The sequence below is a fragment of the Pseudoalteromonas sp. SWXJZ94C genome (assembly GCF_015864385.1).
Taxonomy (GTDB): Bacteria; Pseudomonadota; Gammaproteobacteria; order Enterobacterales; family Alteromonadaceae; genus Pseudoalteromonas.
This window is the reverse complement of record NZ_JADYXF010000028.1, coordinates 1-26,219: the sequence shown is the minus strand read 5'-3', so window position 1 is coordinate 26,219 and position 26,219 is coordinate 1. Positions and strand designations below refer to the sequence as shown.

Below are 26,219 nucleotides of genomic sequence, written 5' to 3'. Positions count from 1 at the left end.
TGCATCATTTGAATTGTTTTTATTTTAAGCACCTGTTTCCCTTGTGTTTTTACAATTATTTTCTTTAATAGAAAAACCACTACACCTTAAAGTATCACCCTGTTTACTTTTTCGTTTACGCATTTCTCGTCCACATATTTCACAAATAGGGATCCGTGCATTACATTCTGTATTTACACACTGTGAGTATGTAGTTTTATCAATAGCAGGACCTTTACAGCTTTTACAGACCCGTAATTTAGTTTCGCAAATTTGCATGTTAGTGCAAGTATAGTAATTACCATACTGTCCTTTTTTAGGCATAACTAAGCCATCACTACATGTACTGCACTGTCTTTGTTTTAGTTGCGACTTAGTAAACAATGCTGAGGCTATTTGAATTGGATAATCGTCATTTACTAATTCTTTTATAAATGCTGAGCACGCATAGGGGTCAGCAATTAAATACGCTTTATGCCTAGCTCGCGTAATACCTACATACAGCAAACGCCTTTCCTCAGAGTGAGTAAAGCTGTCTTGCTCTGGTAATAACGACTCCACCAGCAAATTATTTTGATTCTCATTAGGAAAACCCAATTTACCTTGCTCTAAACCAATAATTATACAGTAATCGGCTTCAAGCCCTTTAGCACTGTGCAACGTCCATAAATGTAATTTATTAGTATGCTTTTTATTTTTTAAGTGTTGTTGCACGTTATTAAGCATGTACCGGTATCGACTAAGTACCGCAATACTTGCTGTTGCATCATTTTTTTGAATAGTACTAATCGTTTGCTGAACTTTTATTTCAAGTGATTTAGAGCCTTTATATAAGTCATCTAATAAAGTAACTTGAGGAGTACTTACTTGCGTGTGGGTGGTAATATGCTTTTTATATTGCTCTGGGTTTTGCATTACAAAACGCCCTGCCACATCACTTATACTGTTGTTATACCTAAATGTTTTTTGCAGCATAGTTAGGGAGTGGCTTCCAACCAATTCATTAAAGCGCGTAGTAAGAGCAAGGTTACCACCTGAAAAGCGATAAATAGCCTGCCAATCATCACCTACCGCAGTAAAGCGCACACCTTGCCCTTTATTAATAAGCGTATTTAAAAAAGCCATACGCGCACCCGATATATCCTGAAACTCATCAACTAAAATATGACTCCAAGGCACATCAAATTCACCTTTTTTTACAGCTTTAGTGGCATGAATAATCATATCGTCAAAATCAATGGCGTTTTGCGCACTTAGCTCTTGCGTGTAAGCATTATGAATAGTTGTAAGCATGCTTGCATAACGCTGATAGTTTTTAAGACCACTTTGCTTTATACGCTGCTTTATTTGCGTATTATTGAGTTGCTCAGTCCTTATGGCTTGCAAACACTTTAAGTATTTTTCAACCCCTTGCTGTAACTGCCCTGAGTTATTTAACGTGGTTAATACTTCGTCATCGCTCAAGGGAGTAAGCGCAACACTATGTTGCTTTAAAAGTTTACTTAAACGCTGTTCTAACTTGCCTTCAAGCCAATTGTAGTGAAAGGTTTCGAGCAAAGTAGTGCCATTGTTTTTATGTAAATCACGCTTGAAAGCTATTTGCTTGTTATAGCGTTTTTTATTTATATCGGCGCGTGTATTACCTTTTCTATCAATACCAAAGTGCTCTAAATAAATATTGTATTTTGATAAGTGAAAATCAGGATTATATTGCACATTTGGGGTTATGTTTTCTTCTGATAAACCCTGCTTTTTTTTATAGCTTGGCTCGTACTCGTGATCAACCGAATGTAAATATAACCAATTTGAAATAAGTAGTTCTTGATAGCTCTTAACTTTATAGCCCGCAAGGCTTTGATAGTCGTTATCTCGTATGTAACGTTCGTAAGCTGCACTGCTTTTAAAACTAAAAATATCGACAGGCTCGTGAAGTAAATCTATAAATTTTTTTAAAAATTTGGGGTCAGTTTGTATTTGTTTAGTAAGCCATGCCGTTAACCAGTTTTTTTGCTGCAAGTCATCAGTAGCAAATGTAGAAAGTTCAATAGGCTTTTTAGCGCTTTGCAATAACTTTAGTCCTAACGCGTGAAACGTTAAAATAGTCGGTGGTTTAGTATTTAAATTGACGTGCGCTGCGCGTTTAATAAAACGTTCTTTTAGCTCCTCTGCTGCCGTTTTATTATAGGCAAGCACTAATATTTGCTCTGGTTTAGCTACTTCTCGCGCTATTAAATCAAGTGATTTAGCCACCATAACTGACGTTTTACCTGTACCTGCTGCTGCTAGTACTAAATTTTTATCGTTATCGCGTATAACCGCTAAGCGTTGCTCTGTTGTTAGCGGGTTAGACTCAACACTATTATAAAAGTCATCTCTGAGGGTAAGCTGCTTTTGTTCATATTTATGGCGTAACTGCGCTACAGCGTCTGCTGTTTTTGGTGTACTACCTAAAATACTTAAAAACTTTACACTAACGGGCGTTAAATGCTGCTGCCATACTATTTGGTTATGTGCGTAATCTTTACTTAAAGAAAAAACAGCTTTATCCAATATTTCAATGGAACTATCGCGTAAAAACTCATCTAAAGAACAACGCTTTAAAAGTATTTTAGCGTTATCTATTTTTTGCTCTAGTGTATTTGCAAAATGTTGATTTAACGCTTTATTGAGCACGTCTGCTTCAGCTTTATTTAAAAAGCTAATACACGTGTTGTTACGATCACTTAAATTAATTTTTGCACTAAACAAGCGATTTTGCAGCACAGTAAAGTTACTAAAATCGCTTAATAAAAATTGCTGCTTAGTGTTATCTCTAAAGTAGATAACAAGCATTTTTTGCTCAATATTTACCTGCTTAATACGGGTAAAAAAACGACCCAACCAACTTGGTGTGGCAATATACTGCGCCATAATACTCAATACAAAAACAGACTATAAAGCGATTGTAACATACTCTTTTATAATAAATTTACTCATAACACAGGCTACTATTTCACTAAAAAAAGAATAACGCAGTTTGTTTAAATCTTTTATTTAAAATTTATTTTACACTTGTTAACAAATTTAAACATTTATAAATAATGCTCTGTGTAACAATGCGCTCACAAATGAAGGAGCTTACATGTTAAAAAAATGCTTTGCCCTAGCGACTATAGTTTTAATTTTATGCGCTTGCATATCAGAAACAGAGTCTGACTTAATAAAAACAAAAGGGATATGGGCGGGTTTTGAGCTTGTATCTGACGGAAATCGTACTCGCGTTAACGCTGAGTTAAATGCTGGCGACGCTAACGGTTCAAATATTGTATTAAGCGATAACGATGCACTGCAGGTAATAATAAGAAACACGGCTGTTGAACTTAAAAAAGATACCGATTTTTTAGACGTTGATTACCAAGCGTATATAAATATAACTGATGATAACGAGCCGTTTGATATTTTATTTAATCGTGATAATAAAATAAATGCACTCTCAAGTGTTGAACTCCCACTTAATTTTATTATTTTAACACCAAGTAACGAACAAAACTTTAGATTAAATAACACGATAACCGTACAACTAGACGGTACTGATCCTAATAGTGTGAGTAGTATTGAATTAATCAGTAAGTGTACAAATAGCAACGGCGAAACATTAATACAATCAATGCTCAGTGAGATTAAATATTCTAGTTACTCATTTGAGCTAAACAGCTTGGCTATGTTTAACAACGCGCAAATAGATAAAAGTAAAACATGCAATTTAACTATTATGGTTAAACGAGTACGCTTTGGTGCTATTTCAGATGAATTTGCAAGTCAAAGTTATATTCAAGCAAAGCAACAGCGCACAATAAACAATATGACTTTAACGTTTTAATTTGCACGCTATTTTACTCAGCGTTAAGCTATGCCTTTATTAAGTAATTTTACCAATTGCATTTAATACTTCTTCTCTATGTAGGAGCTAATTGCAATTGATATAAAGGTTTATTATGACTAACAGCACATACTCTATTGGCACACCTGGCAAAAAATGGAATGACAACGATAAAGCCCAGTGGTTAACACGCCAAAACATTAAACGCAGTTACCAAAACGAAGTCGTAACGCTAATTAATGACCTTAAGAGCACCTTAAATATAGAGCAATACGGCGAGCTTAATTACGCCGCTGGCACTTACCCATTATATATATTAAAAACGCCCAACTTTAATGCCAATAAACCAACTGTTTTAATCACCGGTGGTGTGCATGGCTACGAAACTAGTGGCGTACATGGCGCACTTAGGTTTGCTAAAACATCGGCTATGCAATACTCAGAGCAGTTTAATATTATAATTGCACCCTGCATTAGCCCTTGGGGATATGAAACTATAAACCGCTGGAACCCAGACGCCATTGATCCTAACCGCTCATTTTACGAGGGCAGCCCAGCTCAAGAATCAGCAGCTATTATGGCGTTTGTAAAATCATTAGGTACTGACTTAGTCGCTCATATTGATTTACACGAAACAACAGATAGCGATAACAGTGAATTTAGACCCGCACTCGCTGCGCGTGAAGGCACCACAAATACTAACTGGAACATACCTGACGGGTTTTATTTAGTTGCAGATAGCAAAAAGCCTGAGCCGGAGTTTCAAAAAGTCATCATAGAAAGCGTTGCAAAGGTAACTCATATTGCACCGAGCGATGAAAACAACCAGCTAATAGGCGTACCTCAAGAGCAATTTGGTGTGATTAACTATGCTGCTCGAGAGTTAGGTTTATGTATGGGCTTTACTGATGCACCCTATGTAACAACAACAGAGGTATACCCAGATAGCCCAACTGCTACAGATGAAGAATGTATATTGGCACAAGTCGCCGTTATAACGAGCGCGCTAAATTACATTAAAACCTCTATATAAGATTAATCCCCCCTTCAAATACGGGTATTCATTAAATTCGATACCCGTTAAAACAACTATGCACAAGTAACAACTTAACAACAAAAAACAACCCAAAAGAACTGGTTTTATTGAACTTAAAAGTATAAGGTTAACTTTCCCTCAAATTTAAGGAGTATACATTGGGGTTTAAGAATCAATATGGACAAGTAAGTCTTTATACTGAAAATAACGTTGTTATAGCTCACTTTACGGGGTACATCACCTCGGCGCTTCTTCATGCGTTTAAAATTGAACTATGCGAAAAAATAAAATCCCTCAAAAATCGACCTTGGGCTTATATTAGTGATTCTTTCGATGTTTTAGCTGCAACACCTGAGGCAGAAAAAGAAATGATAAATATTAGCCGTTTAATGGCAGCAAATAATTGCCTAATTAGCGCGTTTGTACTCACATCCGCTATAGCCATAAATCAAATGAAGCGTATTTTAAAATGCGCCAAAAGGAATGTTAATTTTAGTGAATGCCTGTTTACAGATCTAGATAGCGCAAAGCAGTTCATTTCTCACAACTTAAAAAGTAAGCAGGTCAACTGATATAAAAATTGCTGACCTTACTTTATCAATCTCAGTTTTTATAAAACTGACTGTCTTTGGTTATCGTAATGCTGGCGTCTTCTTGCGCTGTTACAATAAATTGTAACTTACTCACTTTACGCTCAATATCGTAACCATCGGCTGTTACAGTAACGGGGACTCTTTTCATCGTCCCAGGCTGTACAAGCGTAGCTCTCGGACTTGAGAGCGTTGCCCCTGGCAAACCCTCTATGGCAATACTGTAATGCAGTGCTTGCTGTGTTTTATTAATAATAGTAAGTGTGTAAGGATTTTCTACTAAGCCCTCGTAGTTCACTCTGTAGAGCGCATTCCTATCTCGTAGTACTGAGGCTTCTATTGGTGTACGTTGCAGCATCCATGCAAACATAGAAATGATTAACAAAGCTGTTAATGCGCCGTACCCTACTAGCTTTAATCTAAATGGATTGGTTTTGCCTCCCTCCATTTGTTTTTCACTGGCGTATTTAATTAAGCCTTTTTCGTAACCAAACTTATCCATAGTATCGTCGCAGGCATCAATACATAAGCCACAGTTTATACATTCATATTGCAAGCCATTTCGAATGTCTATTCCCGCAGGGCATACCTCTACACACAAGTTACAGTCTACGCAGTCACCTAAGTTAAGCTCTTTTGGATCGGCTTTACGTTTACGTGGTCCACGGTTTTCACCTCGCTCGCTATCATATGTAACAAGTAACGTATCTTTATCAAACATAACAGCCTGAAAACGAGAATACGGGCAAGCAATTGTGCACATTTTTTCGCGTAAAAACCCTGCATTGCCATAAGTACAAAAAGCGAATAAAAACACCCAAAAGCTCGTTATACCTGACCATTCAAACGTAAACATTTCCATATACAAACTTTTTGCCGGAATAAAATACGCCATAAACGAGGTGGCGGTGAAAACTGAAATAACAATCCACGCGCTGTGCTTAGTTATTTTTTTGCGCCAAGTGCTTAGCGTCCACTGTGATTTATCTAATTTAATTCGCTGATTTCGAGTGCCTTCTATGCGTTGCTCTACCCACGAAAACATGAGCATCCATATAGTTTGCGGGCACGTATAACCACACCAAACCCGACCAAGCCAGTTAGTTACAAAAAATAATGCAAAAGCCCCCACCATAAATAGCAGGGCTAAAATCATAAAATCTTGAGGAAGGAGTGTTAGACCAAAAATAGTAAAGGTTTGCGTTGCCACATCAAGCAGCACAGCTTGTTGTCCGTTATATTGGATCCACGGTATTGCAATAAAAGTTAGCATTAACAGCCAACCTAAATTACGGCGTATGCGCTGAAAAAATCCTTTTTGCTCGCGGATATAAATTGGCCCTTCGGTGTTATAGGGCTTAATGATCATGTCTTCTTCTTTAATATCAAACTTCATAGTACTTGCTTCATAATGACGGGTATTATGCAAGTACTTGCAACTTTCAGACCAAGCTGAAACTTTGTTTAAATTATTGATACTAAACAGTTTATTTCAACGCAATAAAATAGAATTCGCGACATTAAACGCGCTTCGCGATATATCACGAATTTTTAGCAATTCCTAACTTTCGCATTTTTGAGCGTAGTGTACTCTCAGGTAAGCCCAATTTAACTGCTGCCCCTTTATCACCCGATATTTGCCAGTGCGATAACGCGAGAACAGAGGTTATATGGTGTTTTTGCGCCTCATCAAGCGTAAGTGAAGGGTTAATAACTACTTCACCACCCGCTTGCAAAGGCTGACTTAGCTGTAGTACAGCCTGATTAGATAAAATAGCTTCGCGTTCAAGTACATTTTGCAGCTCTCTAATATTGCCTGGCCAATCGTAGGCTTGCAGCTGCGTAATTGCTTTTTTACTTAGCCCTTTTAAATGTTTACCCAATCGTTTATTTAGCTGCGCAATTAAATTAGCGCATAAATAAGGAATATCCTCTTTTCGATCTTTAAGGGCGGGTACTTTTATTGGAAATACATTAAGCCGATAATACAAATCAATTCTAAACGTGCCTTTTTGTACCATTTCCCACAGGTCGCGGTTAGTCGCTGCAATCACTCTAATATTTACTTTTAGCGTATTGCTGCCACCCACACGTTCAAACTCTTGTTCTTGCAGGACTCTTAGTAGTTTACTTTGCGCCTCAAGTGGAAGCTCTGCTATTTCATCTAAAAACAAGGTGCCTTTATCAGCAAGTTCAAAACGCCCTTTACGGCGTTCATTGGCACCTGTAAACGCGCCTTTTTCATGACCAAAAAGTTCCGATTCTAGCAAACTTGGGGTAAATGCGGCGCAATTTACTTTTATAAAAGCTTGTTCGCTACGCTTGCTTAGTCGATACAAATTACGAGCTACTAATTCTTTACCCGTGCCATTTTCGCCAAGTATAAGCACTGTGCTGTCGGTTTCACTTACCAGTTTTATTTGATCTAACATGGTTTGAAATATATGACTTTGTCCAACTAGCCCTGAGTCTTGCCAATCTTCGTTAAGTTCTGCAATTAAGTAGTTGTTTTCATCTTTTAGCTGCTCACTTAAATGCTTTACTTGCTCAAGTGCCTCTTGCAGTGCATTTTGTGTTTGCTGTTGCAGTGATATGTCGCGAAATACCGCTACAGCACCAATTAACTCATCACTTTTATAAACAGGTGTTGAGGTGTATTCCACTGCAAATGAGCTACCGTCTTTACGCCAAAAAACTTCATTTTTAACTTCACGACGTTTTCCGTCAAACATGGTGCAATATATTTGGCATTCATCAGCGGGATAAGGTGTGCCATCAGCATGAGTATGGTGATGATATTGGTGTATTTTTTTACCTAATAGTTCCTCAGCGCACCAACCTGTCATGCGCTCAGCGGCAGGATTAACAAACACCGCATTACCCGAGAGGTCAAAACCGTATATGCCCTCACCTACTGCGTTTAGCAATAGTTTAGGATCGTTTAAAAATTGTTTTATCATAAATGCACCTCGCGAAATATCGCGAGCATTATGGCAATTTTATACACTAAGCGCACTCATTACTTAAAATGCACTCACGTGTAAATTAAAACGCTATAAATAGTGCTGAAATAGCATTTTTACATCGATTTTTGCACCTAGCCTTGCGGCTATTAAATAAAGTCCTGCAAGTTTTCGGTGAATAAACAGCGCATCAACGGGCGGTGTATGCCATTGCTGAGATTGCCCACTAAGAGCAAGCCCTGCATTTTTAATTTTGAGCGCGAGTTCGCTATTTTTAAAATCAAATTCCCCTTCTGCTCTCAGTGGCTCACACGCCATTAAAAATAAATCAATGACGTTGTTTTTATACTCATCAACTAAGTCATTTTTAAAATAACCAATGTTTGAAGCCGCTTTAAGCACACCTTCTCTGTTGTTTTCACTACCCGCTTTAAATAAAGCTAAATAAGCGCGGCTAAGCTCGGTTGATATTTCTCGCGTTGCACCAAAATCAAATAAAACAATTTTTTGTGTATCAAGCTGATAATGAAAATTGGCAAAGTTAGGGTCGGTTTGAATTAATTTAAATTCAAACATTTCTTTAAAAAACAAATCAATCAGTTGCTCTGCAACAAAGCTTTTTTGACTATCAGGTAGCTTTGTAATGTTCTCAATAGGTTCTGCTTTTATATACTCCATAGTTAGCACTTGTTGTGTGCTGTGCTCTGGATATACGTTGGGTACTTTAAAGTGGGGATTAGTTGCTAATGCATTTTTATAACGTATTAAGTACTGAGCCTCGCGCTTATAATCAGCCTCGGCTAATAACTGTGCCTTAGCCTCACTAATAAGTGGTTTAATATTAAGATCTTTTGGCAATAATCGAGAAATCGTTAATAAAGAAATAACGTTATCTACATCACTTACTACACTTTTTGCAATACCAGGGTATTGAATTTTAACAGCAAGCTGATCGCCATTTTCTTTATAAGCTAAATGAACTTGCCCTATAGAAGCCGCTGCAAAAGGTCTTAACTCAATATGAGAAAAACGCGCTAGCCACTCATCCCCCCATTGCTCTTTTAACACTTCAACAAGCTGCTTATGAGGCATTGGATTCGCGTCTGAGCGCAGTAAAGCAAGTAACTGAGCCAATTCAGGACTAAGTAAATCACCGGCATCCATTGAAAGTAATTGCCCGAGCTTCATTGCTGCGCCACGTAAATGAGATAGCTGTGTGGCTAGTTTTTCAATGTTTTTAGGTTGTAGTAGTAAGCTTTTATTGTCCCAACCTTTCCCCGTTAACGCGCTCTTAGCGCCATCAACTAACATGTTGGTAGCAACACCTGTTGCGAGTGAGCCTAATTTTGCAAAGCGAGAAAGCCGAGAAGTGGGAACAGTACGAGGAGCCGCCATAATATTAAAACCTAATTAGCCTGAAAGTCAGGCTAATTAATACGTATATTGTAAGTAGGTAGATCTACTTATAGACGAGGTACTAGCTTAATTGCACCTTCAACCACTTTCATATCAAGTGGAAGTTTACTAAGTAGCATCATTTTAGGGTCATCCATATTTAATGTATAAACAGGGTTAACCGCTAAAAAAGCATTAATCACATCCATTGCTTGGCTATCAAGTGCACCTAAATTACCTTTAAAACCACCGGCATCAACACTCGAATCAAGTAATTTAATATTACGTAAAAATACCGCTTTTTTCTCACTGTCGTAAAATGGGCTGCCCTCAATTTGTAGCTTTAAACGCACTGGGTATTTAAGTGCGAATGCATTAATTTCAGCGCTTGAATCGGCACCAAGCACAACAACATCGCGGTTATCAGGTCCAATATTTACACTTAGGTCGTTTACATCAAACTGAACCGGTAAACCCATTAAGCTTACTTTTTCACTTAACTTTGGTAATTGCTTACCCAGTACAGACTCAACCTCAGAGTTAGTAAATGAATATACTGATATGCCTTGCGTGGTATTACAGGCAGTTAAAAATAACGCTGCAATAATAACTAAAATTCTCATGAGAACCCTTTTGTTTATAAATTAGTGGTACATAAAAAAGCCGCTATTAAAGCGGCTTATTAAAATAGTAACCAGCATATATTACGCTGGTTTTAGTGCATTAAGCTGCAAGTGTCGCTTTAAGTCGCGTTAGTGTGTCAGGTTCAACTGAACCAGCACTGAGCGCTAATAACTGTTTTAAATAATAGTTTAAATCAGCATGTTCGCCACGATGTTTGTCATCTAACATGGCTACTTGTTCTGCCATTCTAAGTGACTTATCAGTTGAACTTACGTTCGCTAATATTTCCATACGCGTAATAAGTTGATCTGTATTTAATGCTGTTTTAAGCGGTGCTTGATACTGACTTGGTAACGCTTCATTGTTTTCAAGTGCTGTAATTAACGCATCTAGATTAGCTTGCTCTGATTTGCTTGTAAGCAATGCAAGTTTATCGTCAATAGCTGCTAGTAGCTTAGTTACTTTTGGCGCTAACGATCTAAATTGCGAGTACCCTTTCACTTTTGTTTCTAGGTCGTGCAACTGTGCTCTTTGATTTACATCGCTAAGTGCTGCTTCAAGCTCAGCAAGCTCTGCAACTGCTTGTTTATCTGACTCGTTTTGGTCAAGTTTTTGCTGCTCAAACTCGCTACTACGTTTAGTAAATGTTTCATCGTTAAATTGACGAAATTTTTGCCATAACGCATTTTCAGCTTTTAAACCTGCAAAACCAATTGTTTGCCATTGCTGCTGCATTTGCTTCAACTCTTGGCACGCAGCGGCTAAATCATCGCTTTGTGATAATTGCTGCGCTTTTTCTACTAGCTCATTTTTAAGTACAGCATTACTTTTATGAAATGCGTTTAATAAAGCCAGTACTTGTTGTTGCTCACTTTTATAACGATCGTTTAGTGTACGGTATGTTTTAGGATCAACTTTACCTACACTGCGCCACGCTTTGTTTAAACGATTGTATTGGCTTTCATATTGCTTCCAATCAAAGTCATCCTCAGCCGTAGGCTGTAAATGAAGCGCGTGCATGTCGCTAATAATACTTTCGCGTTGTGCTTTTGACGCTTCGCGTTGTACTTCTTGCTCTGCAAAGTAACTACGACAAGGTGCAAATAACAGCTCGATTTTTTCATCAAACTGTACGCCTTGTTGCTTTTCTTCATCTGTATCTAAGCGACCTAACTCATTCCAACGTTTGCGTAGCACTTTTACTTGCTCTGCACGTTGTTGTGGGTCAGTACACTCTTCACTTACTAATGCGCTTACTTCTTCTAATAAAGCTTCACGCTTTGGTGCTGCAGCGTATTTTTGCCAATCTTTAGCATCTGCAAGTTGCGCTTCAAGTTCCGCTTTTATGTTTACAAGTGGCTGTTGATATTGCTCAGTAAGTGTATTAAATAACTCTTCAAACCCTTTAAACACGCCAAAGGCAACATTAAATCGACCTTCTTCAATTAGGCGTTTAACATCACGAGCTTTGCGTTTTGCTTGGCTTTGGTTTTTTTCAAGTGGCTTAACTAGCTCATTCATTGGCGCTAAAAATTGCTTTTTATGCGCATTTAACTGTGTTTTAAACGTACTTTGCAGTGCACCATCTAAAATATTTAAATGATTACGCGCTGCTTTAAAGCCATTATTAAATTCAGTTAGAGTTGCATCGTATTGCGCTAAATCTTCTGCTGGTTTAATTTCGCATAATGATGCAAAAGCGAGCTTATATTCTTTAATCGCAGTTGTTAACTCAGGTAACTTAGCAACTTGAGTAAATAACTTTTCTAACTTGCTTACAGCAAGTTTAGATTGTGCATTATTAGCAAGTTCTGTTTCGCTAATAGCTTGCTTAGCTTGCGCTACTTTTGCATCAAGCCAATCTTGTTGAATTTGCTCTGGTGTTTCAAGACCTAGCTGTAATGCGTTTTCAATTTCTTCGCTTAAAGCTTCAACAGTTGCAAGTGCTAGCAATTGACGCTGTTGTAGCGCTAATTGTTGTTGCTCTTTGTCGTGTACAGCTTTTAACTGTTCTATGTGTGCATCTAGCTTAGTGGTAATCGAAGTGTATTTTTCATCAAGAAACTTAACACGTTCATCACTTAACCATTTAAGCTCAAGAGCTTGCCACTGGGCTATTAACTCGCCAGCTTGTGGATTTACAACACCAAAATCTGTTTTTTCACGTAAGGCATTTAACTTAGCTAAAATAACACGTGTTGCACCTTCCACTTCAAGTGGCATTTCAATTGCTAAACGCTCATTTTCAATATGCGTTTCAAGTGCTGCTTTTGCACCACCCTTTGCATGCTTTAATAATGGCTTAATTAATTGATGAGTAATAACAAGTTCAACTAATTGAGTTTGTAGCTCTTCGCTACCTTCTTTAAAGGCTTTTTCTACTAGTTTTGCATTTGCTAAACGCTTTAATAATTTAACGCGTACTTGCAGTTCTTTTTCTGCAAATGCTAACTTTTCGAGTGTTTTAACTGATGCAAAACGCTCAATATATTCATTTTTAATTTGCGGTGTTAATGAACTTTCACTATTTAAAACTGCATTAGATATTTGCAGATCTGCTATATCTTTTAATGCTTGATCTTGTTTATACGCTTTCCACCAAAGTGGTAAGTCATTTACTTTTTGCAGTGCTTTACGGCGTATTTCTGCTGAACTATCTTCTAGTGCTAATACATTTAAAATTGCTGCATCACGCTGTATATCAAGTTTTTCTATCGCATCAAGGCGTACTTGTTGCTTTGGGTGTTTCCACTTTGGTGTAAAAAGGTGCTTAAAGATCATGTTCACTAAACCTAGCTATTTCGTTGTCTGATTTAAATTCTTTTTGCAGTTGTGCTTTCGTTTTTTGAACCATTTCGCCATTTGTACCAATTGTAAATTGCTCATTTGATTGAGACACTTTTGCTTGATACAACATAACTAACTGCACTGTTTGTTGCTTTTGCTCATCTGATAAAACGGTACCATCAGGCCACTTACCTGTAGAAGCACCGTATTGCAAACGCTCAAATAGTTCTGGTGTAATATTTTGTACGAGATTATCGATATTCATGTCATTTTTTCTTTTTTAGAGTCACTAAAACAATGCGGTTAATGAGGTACCAAATACATCCCACGCCAATAGCGGCAGTGTAAGCATACCACTGAAGTGTTTTTTCTTGCGGTTGTAAAAAATACAAACAGAAAAACCCACCTAAAAATAAGATAAGCGCTAAAAAGGAGTGGTTTATAAACATCTGCTTTTTTTTAATTCGCTGCTCGCGCTGAAGTTGTTGAACTTGCTCGTCGTTTAGCTCTGCAATGTTACTTTCGCAATGCGGACATTGCTTATGTTTATCTGAAATTGATTTTGCACATTTTGGGCAACGAATAATCGCCATACTTCTCTCCATACTACGCATAAAAAAAGCGCCTTTCGGCGCCTTTATTGTACTTGTTTTATTTCTCGTTGTCTTTTTTGAATTTAACCCAGTAGTCATCTACTGACTGTTTCATCTCTTTTCGCAGTAACATAATGCCCAGTAAGTTAGGCAATGTCATAACGACGATGGCAACAGCTGCCAATTTCCATACTAAAGTGGTATCGGCAAACGATGCCCAAAAGAATGCAGCAACGTAAAATACACGGTACGGCATTACTGAGCGATGCCCTAATAAGTAAATCATTGCACGGTCACCATAATATGACCATGCTATTGCTGTTGAGAATGCAAATAGTAATAAGCCAATTGATACGATGTACTGACCGCTATCACCAAAGTAACCACGTTTGAATGCTTTAGTTGTAAGCTCCGCTGAATGCACTAAAGACTTACCCATTAAGCTAATGCTATCGTCGGTTGGCATACCATCTTTTACTTCAACAATACCCGTGTACTTGTGCTTTTCAGTTATGCCATAACGGACATCTTCTGCAATTGAACGTGAGTTGATAACAGTATAACCCGATGATGTTGCTACACCATTTACAACATCAATATTACCGTTAAATAATTCTATGCTACTGTTGTTACCGTTTAGGTAATTATAAAGCTGCGAACGTTGTTCTTCATTTGTTTCAGAGTAATCCCCTTTAACAATACTCATTGAGGAACGCTCAAAGTGAGTTTCGAATTTTTCGTTCCACACTCCCGACGACAAAATAACTAAACCCGTAAGTGTACAAATAATTATAGTATCGATGAATGGTTCTAGTATAGATACTATACCTTCAGATACTGGTTCGTCGGCTTTAGCTGAAGCATGCGCAATGGGTGCAGAACCTTGACCAGCTTCGTTCGAAAACAAACCACGGTTTACACCTTTGTTAAACGCATAAGCAAACGAAGCACCTAAAAAGCCACCCGCAGCAGCAGAGCCGGTAAAAGCATCCATGAAAATAGAAGCAAATGATGGACCGATATTTTCTGCATTATAAAAAATAACAGCAAGTGCGCCAATAATATAAATAGCAGCCATTAACGGTACTACGCGTGATGTAATAGCAGCAATACGTTTAATTCCACCTAGAATTACAAGTGCGAGTAGTACAGATAAAACAGCACCTGTTGCCATTGGCGCAAAGCCAAATGTAGCTTCCATACCTTGAGCAATATTATTTATTTGTGGCAAGCTGCCAGTACCAAATGAACTAATTACAGTCGCTACTGCGAACAAAACAGCCAACCATTTCATGTTAAGGCGCTTATCCATGTAATACATAGGACCGCCAGACATAGTACCGTCTTCTGTTTTTTCACGGTATTTGTGTGAAAGTGTTACTTCAACAAATTTAGTAGTCATACCAAAAAATGCTGTCATCCACATCCAAAATAACGCAGCAGGACCACCAATTGAAATAGCCAATGCTACCCCACCAATATTACCTGTGCCAACCGTACCAGAGAGCGCAGTAGCTAGAGCTTGGAAATGTGTGGTGTCACCTTCTGTATCTTTTTTATCAAACTTGCCCGATACAACTTTACATGCATGCTTGAAATAACGAATTTGTGGAAACTTTAAATAAATGGTAAAAAATAAACCAACCCCTAATAACACGTAAGGAAACCAAACAGCCCCCCCTAACATGCCATCGAGGCTATCTAAAAACTGTCCGAATACATCCACGCTGAATTCCTCTTATTATTTTATTTGAAACTGTTGACTAAATATTGGCTTAAATTGCTTTAAACCATATTTTATTATGCTATTGCATATTTTTATTTTTTTGTAACTTTTATATTTTGTAAATAATGTAACAAAAAAGGGCAACATTTTAATGTTGCCCTTACCTTATACCAATTTATCTTAGTTTATCAACGACATTTACGATTGCCGCCAAAGTATCTTGACCAAATTGATACGAACGACGGTCTGACCAGCCATAATCTGGATCAGGTAAGTCATTATTATCTTTAAATGGCATCTCTACGGTGTAAGTTAATGCATTAAACTCTTCAGCCGTTGCTGACGAGCCTACCGTTAGGTTAGCTTGACCAGGCTCATCTTTAGGATAGCCATGCTCATCTTGAAATTCTGGCGTAACAGTTAAAAGAGCTGCTTTAAAGCTATCTTCAAGACCTTTAAGACGCGCATCGTAACTTGGAATACCTTCACTACCTGCAACAAAGTTATACGGAATAGCTTCGTCACCGTGAATATCTAGGTGCATGTCTAAACCAACTTCGCGCATTTTATTAAGCACTAAGTAAACTTCTGGGCTGTTTTCCATGCTTGGTGTTTGCCATTCACGGTTTAAATTAACCCCTTTAGCATTGGTACGTAAGTGCCCGCGTGCACTGCCATCTGGGTTCATGTTTGGCACAACATAAAATACTGCTTTTGATAAAAGTGCCGCAGCATGAGGGTCTTCGTCATCTAGTAGTTTGTGAAGTAGCCCTTCTACATACCATTCTGCCATTGTTTCGCCTGGGTGCTGACGTGCTGTGATCCAAATGATTTTTTTATCTTCGCTTGGCTCGCCAATTTTTAGCACACTCATATCGCGACCATCGAGTGTTTCACCGAGAGTTTCTAATTTGCAAGCACCTTGGCTTTGCGCCCAAGATAGTAAATCTAAATGACGGTCGTAGCTGTATGGTGCAAAGTAAGCAAAATAGACACTGCCGCACTCTGGCTCAATTTCAAAACTTAATGTGCCATTTTCATAACTTGACGGTACGCGAAACCATGTTTGACGATCGTATGATGCAACTGCTTGATACCCTTCCCAACCATCTGGGTAAGCTGATTTTTCAAGCTCGTTAATATTTAACTTGTGCAATAGGTAAGGCGTTGTTTCAAGACGAAAGTGAAACCACTGATAAAATTCAGACTCGTAATCTTTATTAATTTCTAATTGGATATTTAAAGGGTCTGTGGCTTCAATAACTTTGATATTACCACTGTCAAAATTGCTGCTGATTTTCATGAAAAAAACCTTAAGTTAAATAAGTTTATCTGCCTTTTACTTTGCAGAACTAACACTACTGGCATTAAATACAAGTAGTAAAATACTGGAATATTTTAAAACACAATATTGCCAACATTTGAATGATTAAAGCCTATCACAAGGCATAAGCTTTAAAAATAATACAAGACCAAAAAAGCCAGCAAAATGCTGGCTTATAATTCACTACAAATGAATTAACGAGGTAAACTTGGGAATGACACTTCGGCCATATCGCGCATACAACGAACTACTTGGCAACTGTAACCAAACTCATTGTCGTACCATACGTATAAAACAATGCGGTTATCTTCCACAATAGTGGCTTGCGAATCAACAACACCAGCATATCGGCTACCTACTAAATCGGTAGATACAATTTCCGTTGATGCAGTGTAGTCAATTTGGTCACGTAACTCTGAATGAAGTGCTGTGTGACGTAAAAATGCGTTTAGCTCTTCAACAGACGTACTTTTAGCTAAATTAAGATTTAAAATAGCTAGCGATACATTAGGTGTAGGTACGCGGATTGCATTGCCTGTTAATTTGCCTTCAAGCTCTGGTAATGCTTTTGAAACTGCTTTTGCAGCACCTGTTTCAGTAATTACCATGTTAAGCGCAGCAGCACGCCCACGTCGCTCTGCTTTGTGGTAATTATCAATAAGGTTTTGATCGTTTGTATACGAATGGACAGTTTCAACATGACCGTTATTAATACCAAACTTATCGTTTAATGCTTTAAGCGTTGGTGTAATTGCATTAGTTGTACAACTTGCTGCACAAACAATCTTATCTTCAGGTAAAATATCTTTGTTATTAACACCATATACGATGTTTTTGATATTACCTTTTGCAGGCGCTGTTAATAATACTTTTGCAGCACCTTTGCATTCTAAATGCTGACCAAGACCTGCTTCGTCTTTCCAAATACCGGTGTTATCAACAATAAGTGCATTGTCGATACCATAAGCGGTGTAATCTATTTCGCTAGGAGAGTTAGCGTAAATGACTTGAATGTAACTGCCATTAGCTTTAATTGCGTTACGTTCTTTATCAATCGTAATCGAACCATTAAATGGTCCGTGAATAGAGTCACGGCGTAATAGGCTTGCACGCTTTTCAAGATCACCATCTTTACCGCCACGAACAACAATAGCGCGTAAACGTAAATCTGAATATGGACCAGATTTTTCAATTAATAGGCGTGCTAATAAACGCCCTATTCGACCAAAACCATACAACACAACATCGCGTGGCTCTTTAGCTGGTAAATCAGCTATTTCTGCAAGTTCGTCTTTAACAAACTCTTCAACTGAGCGACCTTTTGCAGCTTCAGTAAATAAATAGCTATACGCAAGTTTACCTATATCAATACGTGCAGAGTTTAAATCCATTTTACTGATTGCTTCTAAAAACGGGAAGCTTTCACGTAAACGTAATTTAGTGCCTTCAAACTGAGCAACTGTTTTATGTGATTTGATAATATCGATAGTACTGGCATTTACGAGAGGACGGCCGTACACAGCGATTTCAATACCACGATTACGGTAAAGCTTACCAATAATTGGTTGCATGCTTTCGGCGTAATCTTGGCGCTCTTGCCAACTATTTGTATATTCTAACTCGTGAGATGAGGTCATTTTATTTACCTAAGTTAAACATTTTGAACGGATAGCCCAAATGGGCACAGCCATTCTAATTTAATCTGAAGTTATTCTCTACTGTTAGGAGTTAAATGATTGCGCTAGAATAACAAGGTAAATATTCATTTGGGGTTAAGGGATGCAGCTAAAAGCAAGTATTTTACTAGGATTACTGGTGTTGACTGGGTGTGAAGATCAGTTGACACTCTCAAAAGTATGTAAAGAAACACCCGGGTTCTGCGCCGACTTAAATAAAGATAGCCACTGTAAAGAGCCTCGAGCAGAGGTAATTATGAAGCGCTACACTGAATATAAAGCCCCTACAGATGAAAATAAATATCAGTTGCTCAAAGGGTTTGAAACATATAATCAATGTATTACGCTTGCTGCAAAAATTGAGCACATAAAATTAAAGGCAAAAACAACGTCACGTATTGAAGGTCAATTTACTAGCATCAAAGAAATGGCGCGCCTCTACCAAGACACTCGAAATACCAATCACCCAGGTCTGCTTTATTATCAGTGGTCGCGTAATAACAACCAAAACGCACTTACTAAACTTCTCTCTCTTGAAAATGATGAAAGCGTAACGCAAAGTGCTGAAATGCAGTTTTTTTTAGCATCTTACTATATTAAGTTCGACGATGAAAAAACCATTGATTTACTCTATAAAACGTTAGAATTGAATAAAGAAGGGAGCACACCAAATCCAGAAGTTCTTACATCCTTAATTAGTCTGTTTTACAAACATGATAAGTTTAAACATGCTTATATTTTTTCTAAAGTAGCCCAAATGTCTGGCATAGAAAATATCGATTTGTTGCCAATTGAACATCAACTAGTAAGTATCGGTAAAAGTATTGATAGCCTAGATACACTGGCACAACAAACATACGAACAGATACAAACTGGTGAGTTTGTATCACCAAGAGAGTTTTAAAACAGTTTTCTAACGATACAACTAAATAACTCCGCTAGAGCGGAGTTATTTTAGACAATAAAAAAGGCAGCTTTCGCTGCCTTTTTTTATTTTGCTTTGCTTGTACCCACTTCTACACGGGTTTTAAGCTTTTGACCTGGTCGAAAAGTCACCACGCGGCGTGCCGAAATAGGTATATCTTCACCTGTTTTCGGGTTACGGCCTGGTCTTTCTTTTTTATCTCGAAGATCAAAGTTACCAAATCCAGAGAGCTTAACCTGCTCGCCTTTTTCTAGCGCTGAGCGGATTTCTTCAAAAAACGCTTCAACTAAATCTTTGGCATCTTTTTTATTGATCCCGAGCTTTTCAAATAGGTGTTCAGCTATGTCGGCTTTAGTAAGCGCCATATCTAGTCCCTCAACGATGCATTAAACTGTTCGGCCAATTCGGCCACCACGTTATCAACTACTAGATTGATATCTTTCTCTTCGAGTGTTCTATCAACCGCTTGCAGTGTTAGAGCAATCGCCAAACTCTTATAATTTGGCTCAATACCTTTGCCCTTATACACATCGAATAAGTTTAGGTCAACCAATTGATTTCCGCCAACTTTTTCGATCACGCTTAAAATGTCACCAGATTTAACGCTGTCCGCCACTAGAATCGCGATGTCGCGGCGATTTGAAGGGAATTTTGACACCCCTTCTGCTTGCGGTAAATTTCTTTTTTCTATTGCTGACATTTCAATTTCAAAAACAAAAGTTGCATTGTTGATATCTAACGACTTTTGAGCTTGTGGATGTAAAGCACCAAAAAAACCAACCTTTTTGCCATCAACATATATTACTGCTGATTGACCTGGGTGAAGTCCATCTGACTGCTCTGCTTTAATTTCAAAACGAGTAACGTCGTTAGTGATTGCAAGTAAGGCTTCAACATCACCTTTTAGGTCGTAAAAATCAACATTACGTTTTTCTTCAACCCAATGCTCACCATTTACAAGACCAGTAATAACACCACCAATAACCGGTACTTGGTAAACACCGTTTTCTGCACTTTCGTCGCTTATAAATTTAAGACCATGTTCGAATAAACGAATACGAGGTTGTTGACGGTTTTGGTTATACGCTACAGATGCTAATAAACCCGGCATTAAACTTACGCGCATTGCCGACATTTCAATTGAAATAGGATGCGGTAATACCATTGCTTTACACTCTGGGTGTAAAATAGCTTGTGCTTTAGGGTCTACGAAACTGTATGTAATAGCTTCTTGGTATCCACGAGTAACCAACGTATTACGAAACTTACTAAGCGCAATAGTTGCTTCGTTATGTGTCGTCATTTTAAGTTTTGCAGTTGGTGCAACATTTGGAATGCTGTTGTAACCGTAAACACGTGCTACTTCTTCAATTAAATCTTCTTCGATGCGAATATCAAAACGGTAGCTTGGTACGTCCGCACTCCAGCTTTCATTTTCTACTTTAACATCAAGACCTAAACGCGTAAGAATATCTGTTACTTTAGCGTCTTCTATATGATGACCAATAACGCGGTCTAAACGTGCACGGCGAAGACGTACTTCAGTTACTTTTGGTAGTTTATCAGCCGCTACAGCTTCAACAACTGGACCTGCTTGACCACCTACAATTTCAAGAAGTAGCGCTGTTGCACGTTCCATTGCATCATGTTGTAGAGCAAAATCAACACCGCGTTCATAACGGTGTGAAGCATCAGTGTGTAAACCGTAGCTACGTGCTTGCCCTGCGATTGCAACAGGATTAAAAAATGCGCTTTCGAGTAATATGTCAGACGTTTTATCTGTAACACCTGATTGTTCACCACCAAAAACACCCGCAATTGCAAGTGCCTTGTTATGATCGGCTATCACAAGTGTTGTGTCGTTTAATTTAGCTGTATTACCGTCTAGTAAAACAAGCTCTTCACCGGCGTCTGCACTACGTACTTTAATACCACCTTCAATCGCATTTAAATCAAATGCATGCATAGGGTGACCAAGTTCAAGTAATACATAGTTAGTAACATCAACTACTGGGTCGATCGAACGTACGCCACTACGGCGTAGCTTTTCAACCATCCAAAGAGGTGTTTCTGCGTCAAGGTTAATGCCTTTTATCACACGACCAAGATAACGAGGACATGCATCTTCATTAACTAATTCAATTGATACTTGATCGTCAATTGTTGGTGTAACAGCTGGAATATCTAATACATTTACGTCAATACTATTTAAAACGCCTACTTCACGTGCTAGACCTTTAATACCTAAACAGTCGCCACGGTTTGGCGTTAAATCAACATCAATAATATTATCATCAAGCCCTAAGTAATCACGTAAATCAGTGCCTACTGGCGCATCACTTGGCAATTCCATAATGCCGTCGCCTTCTTCGCTAATACCTAGCTCAACAAAAGCACATAGCATTCCGTTTGAAGGTTGACCGCGTAGTTTGGCTTTTTTAATTTTAAAGTCACCAGGAAGCACAGCGCCCACAGTTGCAACGGCAACTTTAATACCTAAGCGACAATTTGGTGCACCACACACGATATCAAGTAGCTCATCGCCACCGACGTTAATTTTGGTAACACGCAGTTTATCTGCATCAGGGTGTTGCCCACATTCAACAACTTCACCAACAACTACGCCATTAAATTTGGCAGCAGCAGGCTCAACGCCATCAACTTCTAGACCAGCCATTGAAAGCTGTTCCGAAAGAGCTTGCGTATCAATAGCAGGATTAACCCACTCTCTTAACCACTTTTCACTAAATTTCATTTTATTGTTTCACTCTTAACGGAACTGGTTCAGGAATTTTAAGTCATTTTCGAAAAATGCACGTAAATCGTTTACGCCATAGCGCAACATAGTTAAACGCTCTACACCCATACCAAAAGCAAAGCCGGTGTATTTTTCAGGGTCGATACCCACAGACTTAAGTACATTTGGATGTACCATGCCACAGCCTAGTACTTCTAACCACTTACCGTCTTTACCCATAACATCTACTTCAGCTGAAGGTTCTGTAAATGGGAAGAATGAAGGACGAAAACGAATTTCCATATCTTCTTCAAAAAAGTTACGTAAAAAATCATGCAAAATACCTTTTAGCTCAGTAAAGCTAACATCGGTATCAACCATTAAACCCTCTACCTGATGGAACATAGGAGTATGCGTTTGGTCGTAATCATTACGGTATACACGTCCAGGTGAAATAATACGCAGTGGTGGCTGCTCTGTTTCCATAGTACGAATTTGTACGCCACTTGTTTGTGTGCGCAGTACTAATTTAGGATTGAAATAAAAGGTATCGTGATCAGCACGTGCTGGATGATGCTCAGGAATATTTAGTGCATCAAAGTTATGAAAATCGTCTTCAATTTCTGGGCCTGATTTAACTTCAAAACCTAACTCACCAAAAAAGCTTTCTATACGTTCGATAGTGCGCGTAACTGGGTGTAAACCGCCAGCTGGCATAACGCGCCCTGGTAGAGTTACATCTATAGTTTCAGCAGCTAGCTTTTCTTCAAGTGCTTTGCTTGCTAACAACTCACGCTTTTCATTTATAGATGCTTGCACATCTTGCTTGGCTTGGTTTATAACTTGGCCTGCTTCTTTACGTTCTTCAGGTGCTATTTTACCTAACGTTTTAAGTAAGCTGGTGATTTCGCCTTTTTTACCAAGATAATTAACCCTGATTTCTTCTAACTGCGCGATTTCACTGGCACTGGCTACCGCCTCAAGTGCTTGCGCTAATATGTTTTCTAAGTTCATTCGATACCTGATCTTTCACAGAAGGTGATTGCTTAAGAGCGTGTTGACCTTTCAAAATTGCTTTGACAGCAATTTAGTTGGCTTTTTGCAAGACTGAGCACGTGTATTGTAGTTCCCTACAGAAATAGTGCGATGCGTTACATAAAAGCCAAACTAGTGCTGTCTAAACGGTTCTACTTAGGGGCGTTTTTTCTTTGTTGCTTGAGTTTTACATAAAACGACTATGCTATTGCCCTCACGACGCAATTAAAACGCTCCTAAGTTAAACAAATACCAATCAGGAAAGGTAAACACGCTCTGGTAATAGCTTATGATAACTGAAAGCAGGGTCTAGATTCTAGACCTACTACAGCTTTAACGTTGATTTTATAAAAGGAATTGTTAATTTTCGCTGTGCAGCCATCGATGCATGATCTAATTTATCAAGTACATCTAATAAAGCACGCATATCACGACTTAAACGCGTTAATAAAAAGCGCGCACATTCATCACTTAATTCAAGACCACGCATATGAGCACGCTTCACAAGTGCTTGTGCTTTATCGTCATCACTCATAGAGCGAATTTGGAATGTTGTTCCCCACGTTAAACGAGACTCTAAATCTGGCAAAGTGATATTAAGCATACTAGGGAGTAAATCAGCAGTTACAACCAACATTTTACCGGGTTCGTTGAACCGATTGAAAAAGTTGAATAATGCTTTTTCCCATGCGTCATTTCCAGCGACAAGGTGCACGTCATCAATGCATAAAACATCGAGTGCTTCTAAGCCATCTAGAACCATAGGGCCAAAATCAACAACTTCGCGCATAGAAAGTAGCATATTAGACAATCCACACTCTTGTGCTTTAATGCAAGTTGCATACAAAAGGTGAGATTTACCTGAATCGCCTAATCCACATAAATAAGTGTATTGAAACGTTTTTGCTAACTTCGAAAAACTATCTTTTAAATGGTTAACTTCTAACGAATTTTCTCCACCAAAATACGATGCAAACGTTTCGTCATCCGGTAACGTAACTGGTAATGCCATTTGCATCGGCTCAGGGGTTAACACTATTGTTTAACCCACTGGTACTCAAGACTATTTTTATCAACCACATGATAAAAAGCACGAGGGTCTTCATAATCTTTAAATGAAGAGTCAAGCCCTAAACCTTTTTTAAGATCAGCGACATTACCAGTATGATTTATTTTAAATTCAACTAGCTCCGGTGTTTTACGCACAATAGTTACTTGTGTAACCACGCTTAAACTTAGTAATCTTCTTTTTGCTAATTCAATATCAACAAAACTGTCTGTGCCTTTTAAAGTTAAGGTAGCCGCCGCTTGCTCATAATAAGCATTAGGATCGATAGCATACTCACTGGCTAAACCCTGCGCTAAAGTATCAATCATTTGACTAACAATTTGTTGCTTATCACCCGTTAATCTATTTGAATCAAACTGATCATCGTTAGTAAAACGCCAATCTAAAATCCAATTTTCACTATCTGGTTCTTTGTACATTCTAGCCGTAATACTTCGCTCAGCACTATAGCGTTTAGAGGCTTCTTCTACTGGTTCTGAAAAATTACCCCATACTTCAGGAATACCAACTAAGCGTCTATCTTGTAAATCAAGCAAAGGTACAACCACGGGTAATCCACGACGTCCTGCTTTGTCATATATTAGCTGTTCTAACTGAGGATAGCTTTCTTGAGTAACTAATTCTCTACGCCAATTGTCTTCAATACCTAACCATATTGCGACTAATGGCCGTTGTACTCCCCATAGAGGTAAATTTAACTCTTTGATTAACGCATTGATCTTTCGAGCTTCAAATTTAACAACGAGTTTCAATTGTCCATTTGCTCTCTCATCATATTCAAACTTGAGCATATAATCAGAAATATCTTTAGTGCGTTGCTGTGCTAATTTATTTTGATCCGCAGTTTCATCACCGCTTACTTTCACTAAAACATTGAGCAAAGCTTTACGACTCGCAGCTAATCGAGTGTCTCGTGTTTTGTCATCCACTTTTAAAATATCTTGATATAGATCAGTTACTTCAACTGCCGACGCAGAAAAACAAAATAAAATGGATATGGTGCTAATTAATAATCTATACACAGGCTATTAGTTCTTGGTTTTAAACTGATTTGATCCTAAATCAAAGACAGTAACAAAGCAAAATTAAATTTGTTATCTAAGGAAATGAAAGTAATTAGCTTTATAGAAAGTAAAAAAGATTAAATATGAATAAGATAGTTAAGTAAGTAGTAAGCTATTCACCTGCGTTTAACTTTATTACACTTTTCAAAACGCGAACCTTTAGGGTTTAATTTGATCATGAAGGTATTTAATGTAAGCAATTGATTATGTTATGGGTTGTACGTTTTTTTCTCGTATTTCACTTTTCTGCAGACGTAAAAAAGCCCGAATCGTTAAATTCGGGCTTTCTACAATGTAAAGCTGGTGCGCTACGCATACGCAGTAGAATGTTTTAGTACCCACAGCAGTGGAGAGTTATAGTGTAAATACAGCACTATCATTCTCTCAAGCTGCTTATTATCGCGCTATCGCTGAGACTGGTAAGATGAGTGGGCTTCTTTAAAGTAGTTCATGAGCTGTAATCGAATGAAATAAGGGATATTAGTAAACACTTGAGTGAAATGAAAGATATTGGTGTAAATGCAGGTGTGATTTGTACGTTATTCACCCACATTTCACTTTTCTACAGACGTAAAAAAGCCCGAATCGTTAGATTCGGGCTTTCTACAATTTGAAGCCTGGAATGTCGTGGTGCCCACAGCGGTAGAAAGTCACATAGCAAATGCTAGACTATCATCGGTCGGGGCTCGGCATGGGCTTTGGCTATTTAGTAAATCCTAAACAGCAAAAAACCCGTCACATTGCTGTAACGGGTTTCTACAATTTGAAGCCTGGTAATGTCCTACTTTCACATAGCAAATGCTACACTATCATCGGCGCTGTTTCGTTTCACTACTG

The 26,219-nt window shown here is 38.2% G+C and carries 20 protein-coding genes; 4 read left to right on the top strand and 16 right to left on the bottom strand.

What is annotated here, in order from left to right; translation table 11 throughout:
- Positions 1-24: 24 nt before the first annotated feature.
- Positions 25-2,889 carry a UvrD-helicase domain-containing protein gene (locus tag I6F65_RS13050; protein ID WP_197113225.1) on the bottom strand — a complete coding sequence of 955 codons (2,865 nt, stop codon included), beginning with the start codon at positions 2,887-2,889 and terminating at the stop codon, positions 25-27.
- Positions 2,890-3,100: 211 nt separating this feature from the next.
- On the opposite strand from I6F65_RS13050, the gene I6F65_RS13045 reads away from it, so the two are divergent.
- From I6F65_RS13045 to I6F65_RS13035, 3 genes are all read left to right on the top strand, one after another.
- Positions 3,101-3,838: a hypothetical protein gene (locus tag I6F65_RS13045; protein WP_197113223.1), complete on the top strand. Its 738-nt coding sequence runs from the start codon at positions 3,101-3,103 to the stop codon at positions 3,836-3,838.
- Between the two features lie 115 nt (positions 3,839-3,953).
- The gene (locus tag I6F65_RS13040) at positions 3,954-4,871 is read left to right on the top strand and encodes a M14 family metallocarboxypeptidase (protein ID WP_197113219.1); all 918 of its coding nucleotides are present in this window, start codon (positions 3,954-3,956) and stop codon (positions 4,869-4,871) included.
- A gap of 161 nt (positions 4,872-5,032) precedes the next feature.
- The gene (locus I6F65_RS13035; protein WP_197113216.1) at positions 5,033-5,446 is read left to right on the top strand and encodes a hypothetical protein; all 414 of its coding nucleotides are present in this window, start codon (positions 5,033-5,035) and stop codon (positions 5,444-5,446) included.
- Positions 5,447-5,477: 31 nt separating this feature from the next.
- On the opposite strand, the gene ccoG is transcribed toward I6F65_RS13035, so the two are convergent.
- From ccoG to I6F65_RS12985, 10 genes are all read right to left on the bottom strand, one after another.
- Complete coding sequence (gene ccoG / locus I6F65_RS13030) at positions 5,478-6,860, bottom strand: cytochrome c oxidase accessory protein CcoG (protein WP_166112328.1); 1,383 nt, start codon at positions 6,858-6,860, stop codon at positions 5,478-5,480.
- Between the two features lie 145 nt (positions 6,861-7,005).
- On the bottom strand, positions 7,006-8,424 hold the full coding sequence (locus I6F65_RS13025; protein WP_166112325.1) for a sigma-54-dependent Fis family transcriptional regulator: 1,419 nt from the start codon (positions 8,422-8,424) through the stop codon (positions 7,006-7,008).
- Positions 8,425-8,517: 93 nt separating this feature from the next.
- Positions 8,518-9,822 carry an AarF/ABC1/UbiB kinase family protein gene (locus tag I6F65_RS13020; RefSeq protein ID WP_197113213.1) on the bottom strand — a complete coding sequence of 435 codons (1,305 nt, stop codon included), beginning with the start codon at positions 9,820-9,822 and terminating at the stop codon, positions 8,518-8,520.
- Positions 9,823-9,890: 68 nt separating this feature from the next.
- Entirely contained in the window at positions 9,891-10,445 is a 555-nt protein-coding gene (locus I6F65_RS13015; protein ID WP_002960677.1) for a DUF1439 domain-containing protein, read from the bottom strand.
- 100 nt (positions 10,446-10,545) lie between these two features.
- Positions 10,546-13,227: a DUF349 domain-containing protein gene (locus I6F65_RS13010; RefSeq protein ID WP_197113210.1), complete on the bottom strand. Its 2,682-nt coding sequence runs from the start codon at positions 13,225-13,227 to the stop codon at positions 10,546-10,548.
- Complete coding sequence (locus I6F65_RS13005; protein WP_024609814.1) at positions 13,217-13,498, bottom strand: YeaC family protein; 282 nt, start codon at positions 13,496-13,498, stop codon at positions 13,217-13,219. Before I6F65_RS13005 ends, I6F65_RS13010 begins: the two co-directional genes overlap by 11 nt.
- A gap of 1 nt (position 13,499) precedes the next feature.
- Positions 13,500-13,826, bottom strand: coding sequence for a hypothetical protein (locus I6F65_RS13000; protein WP_166112316.1), 327 nt, complete (start codon positions 13,824-13,826; stop codon positions 13,500-13,502).
- A 58-nt stretch (positions 13,827-13,884) separates the two neighbouring features.
- A complete protein-coding gene (locus I6F65_RS12995; protein WP_139015420.1) occupies positions 13,885-15,513 on the bottom strand; it encodes a sodium:alanine symporter family protein in 1,629 nt (542 codons plus the stop codon).
- Positions 15,514-15,727: 214 nt separating this feature from the next.
- Positions 15,728-16,855, bottom strand: coding sequence for a M14-type cytosolic carboxypeptidase (locus tag I6F65_RS12990; protein WP_197113207.1), 1,128 nt, complete (start codon positions 16,853-16,855; stop codon positions 15,728-15,730).
- A gap of 215 nt (positions 16,856-17,070) precedes the next feature.
- Positions 17,071-18,513, bottom strand: coding sequence for a glyceraldehyde-3-phosphate dehydrogenase (locus I6F65_RS12985; RefSeq protein WP_024609810.1), 1,443 nt, complete (start codon positions 18,511-18,513; stop codon positions 17,071-17,073).
- Between the two features lie 142 nt (positions 18,514-18,655).
- On the opposite strand from I6F65_RS12985, the gene I6F65_RS12980 reads away from it, so the two are divergent.
- Complete coding sequence (locus tag I6F65_RS12980; RefSeq protein ID WP_024609809.1) at positions 18,656-19,456, top strand: DUF2989 domain-containing protein; 801 nt, start codon at positions 18,656-18,658, stop codon at positions 19,454-19,456.
- 86 nt (positions 19,457-19,542) lie between these two features.
- On the opposite strand, the gene ihfA is transcribed toward I6F65_RS12980, so the two are convergent.
- From ihfA to I6F65_RS12955, 5 genes are all read right to left on the bottom strand, one after another.
- On the bottom strand, positions 19,543-19,842 hold the full coding sequence (gene ihfA / locus I6F65_RS12975) for an integration host factor subunit alpha (RefSeq protein WP_002960690.1): 300 nt from the start codon (positions 19,840-19,842) through the stop codon (positions 19,543-19,545).
- A 2-nt stretch (positions 19,843-19,844) separates the two neighbouring features.
- Entirely contained in the window at positions 19,845-22,232 is a 2,388-nt protein-coding gene (pheT, locus tag I6F65_RS12970) for a phenylalanine--tRNA ligase subunit beta (RefSeq protein ID WP_024609808.1), read from the bottom strand.
- Positions 22,233-22,247: 15 nt separating this feature from the next.
- Positions 22,248-23,228 carry a phenylalanine--tRNA ligase subunit alpha gene (pheS, locus tag I6F65_RS12965; protein ID WP_033024224.1) on the bottom strand — a complete coding sequence of 327 codons (981 nt, stop codon included), beginning with the start codon at positions 23,226-23,228 and terminating at the stop codon, positions 22,248-22,250.
- 346 nt (positions 23,229-23,574) lie between these two features.
- Positions 23,575-24,285 carry a DnaA regulatory inactivator Hda gene (gene hda, locus I6F65_RS12960; protein WP_024609806.1) on the bottom strand — a complete coding sequence of 237 codons (711 nt, stop codon included), beginning with the start codon at positions 24,283-24,285 and terminating at the stop codon, positions 23,575-23,577.
- A complete protein-coding gene (locus I6F65_RS12955; protein WP_166112304.1) occupies positions 24,285-25,340 on the bottom strand; it encodes a DUF2066 domain-containing protein in 1,056 nt (351 codons plus the stop codon). Before I6F65_RS12955 ends, hda begins: the two co-directional genes overlap by 1 nt.
- Positions 25,341-26,219 lie beyond the last annotated feature (879 nt).

Bases quoted from the DNA above. Each gene is read 5' to 3' on its own strand.
- I6F65_RS12995 (WP_139015420.1), bottom strand. From the start codon at position 15,513: ATGTTAGGGGGGGCTGTTTGGTTTCCTTACGTGTTATTAGGGGTTGGT.
- ihfA (WP_002960690.1), bottom strand. From the start codon at position 19,842: ATGGCGCTTACTAAAGCCGACATAGCTGAACACCTATTTGAAAAGCTC.
- I6F65_RS12980 (WP_024609809.1), top strand. From the start codon at position 18,656: ATGCAGCTAAAAGCAAGTATTTTACTAGGATTACTGGTGTTGACTGGG.
- I6F65_RS13050 (WP_197113225.1), bottom strand. From the start codon at position 2,889: ATGGCGCAGTATATTGCCACACCAAGTTGGTTGGGTCGTTTTTTTACC.
- I6F65_RS13020 (WP_197113213.1), bottom strand. From the start codon at position 9,822: ATGGCGGCTCCTCGTACTGTTCCCACTTCTCGGCTTTCTCGCTTTGCA.
- I6F65_RS13015 (WP_002960677.1), bottom strand. From the start codon at position 10,445: ATGAGAATTTTAGTTATTATTGCAGCGTTATTTTTAACTGCCTGTAAT.
- I6F65_RS13025 (WP_166112325.1), bottom strand. From the start codon at position 8,424: ATGATAAAACAATTTTTAAACGATCCTAAACTATTGCTAAACGCAGTA.
- I6F65_RS12990 (WP_197113207.1), bottom strand. From the start codon at position 16,855: ATGAAAATCAGCAGCAATTTTGACAGTGGTAATATCAAAGTTATTGAA.
- I6F65_RS13045 (WP_197113223.1), top strand. From the start codon at position 3,101: ATGTTAAAAAAATGCTTTGCCCTAGCGACTATAGTTTTAATTTTATGC.
- I6F65_RS12985 (WP_024609810.1), bottom strand. From the start codon at position 18,513: ATGACCTCATCTCACGAGTTAGAATATACAAATAGTTGGCAAGAGCGC.
- I6F65_RS13005 (WP_024609814.1), bottom strand. From the start codon at position 13,498: ATGAATATCGATAATCTCGTACAAAATATTACACCAGAACTATTTGAG.
- pheT (WP_024609808.1), bottom strand. From the start codon at position 22,232: ATGAAATTTAGTGAAAAGTGGTTAAGAGAGTGGGTTAATCCTGCTATT.
- ccoG (WP_166112328.1), bottom strand. From the start codon at position 6,860: ATGAAGTTTGATATTAAAGAAGAAGACATGATCATTAAGCCCTATAAC.
- I6F65_RS13000 (WP_166112316.1), bottom strand. From the start codon at position 13,826: ATGGCGATTATTCGTTGCCCAAAATGTGCAAAATCAATTTCAGATAAA.
- pheS (WP_033024224.1), bottom strand. From the start codon at position 23,228: ATGAACTTAGAAAACATATTAGCGCAAGCACTTGAGGCGGTAGCCAGT.
- I6F65_RS13010 (WP_197113210.1), bottom strand. From the start codon at position 13,227: ATGATCTTTAAGCACCTTTTTACACCAAAGTGGAAACACCCAAAGCAA.
- I6F65_RS13040 (WP_197113219.1), top strand. From the start codon at position 3,954: ATGACTAACAGCACATACTCTATTGGCACACCTGGCAAAAAATGGAAT.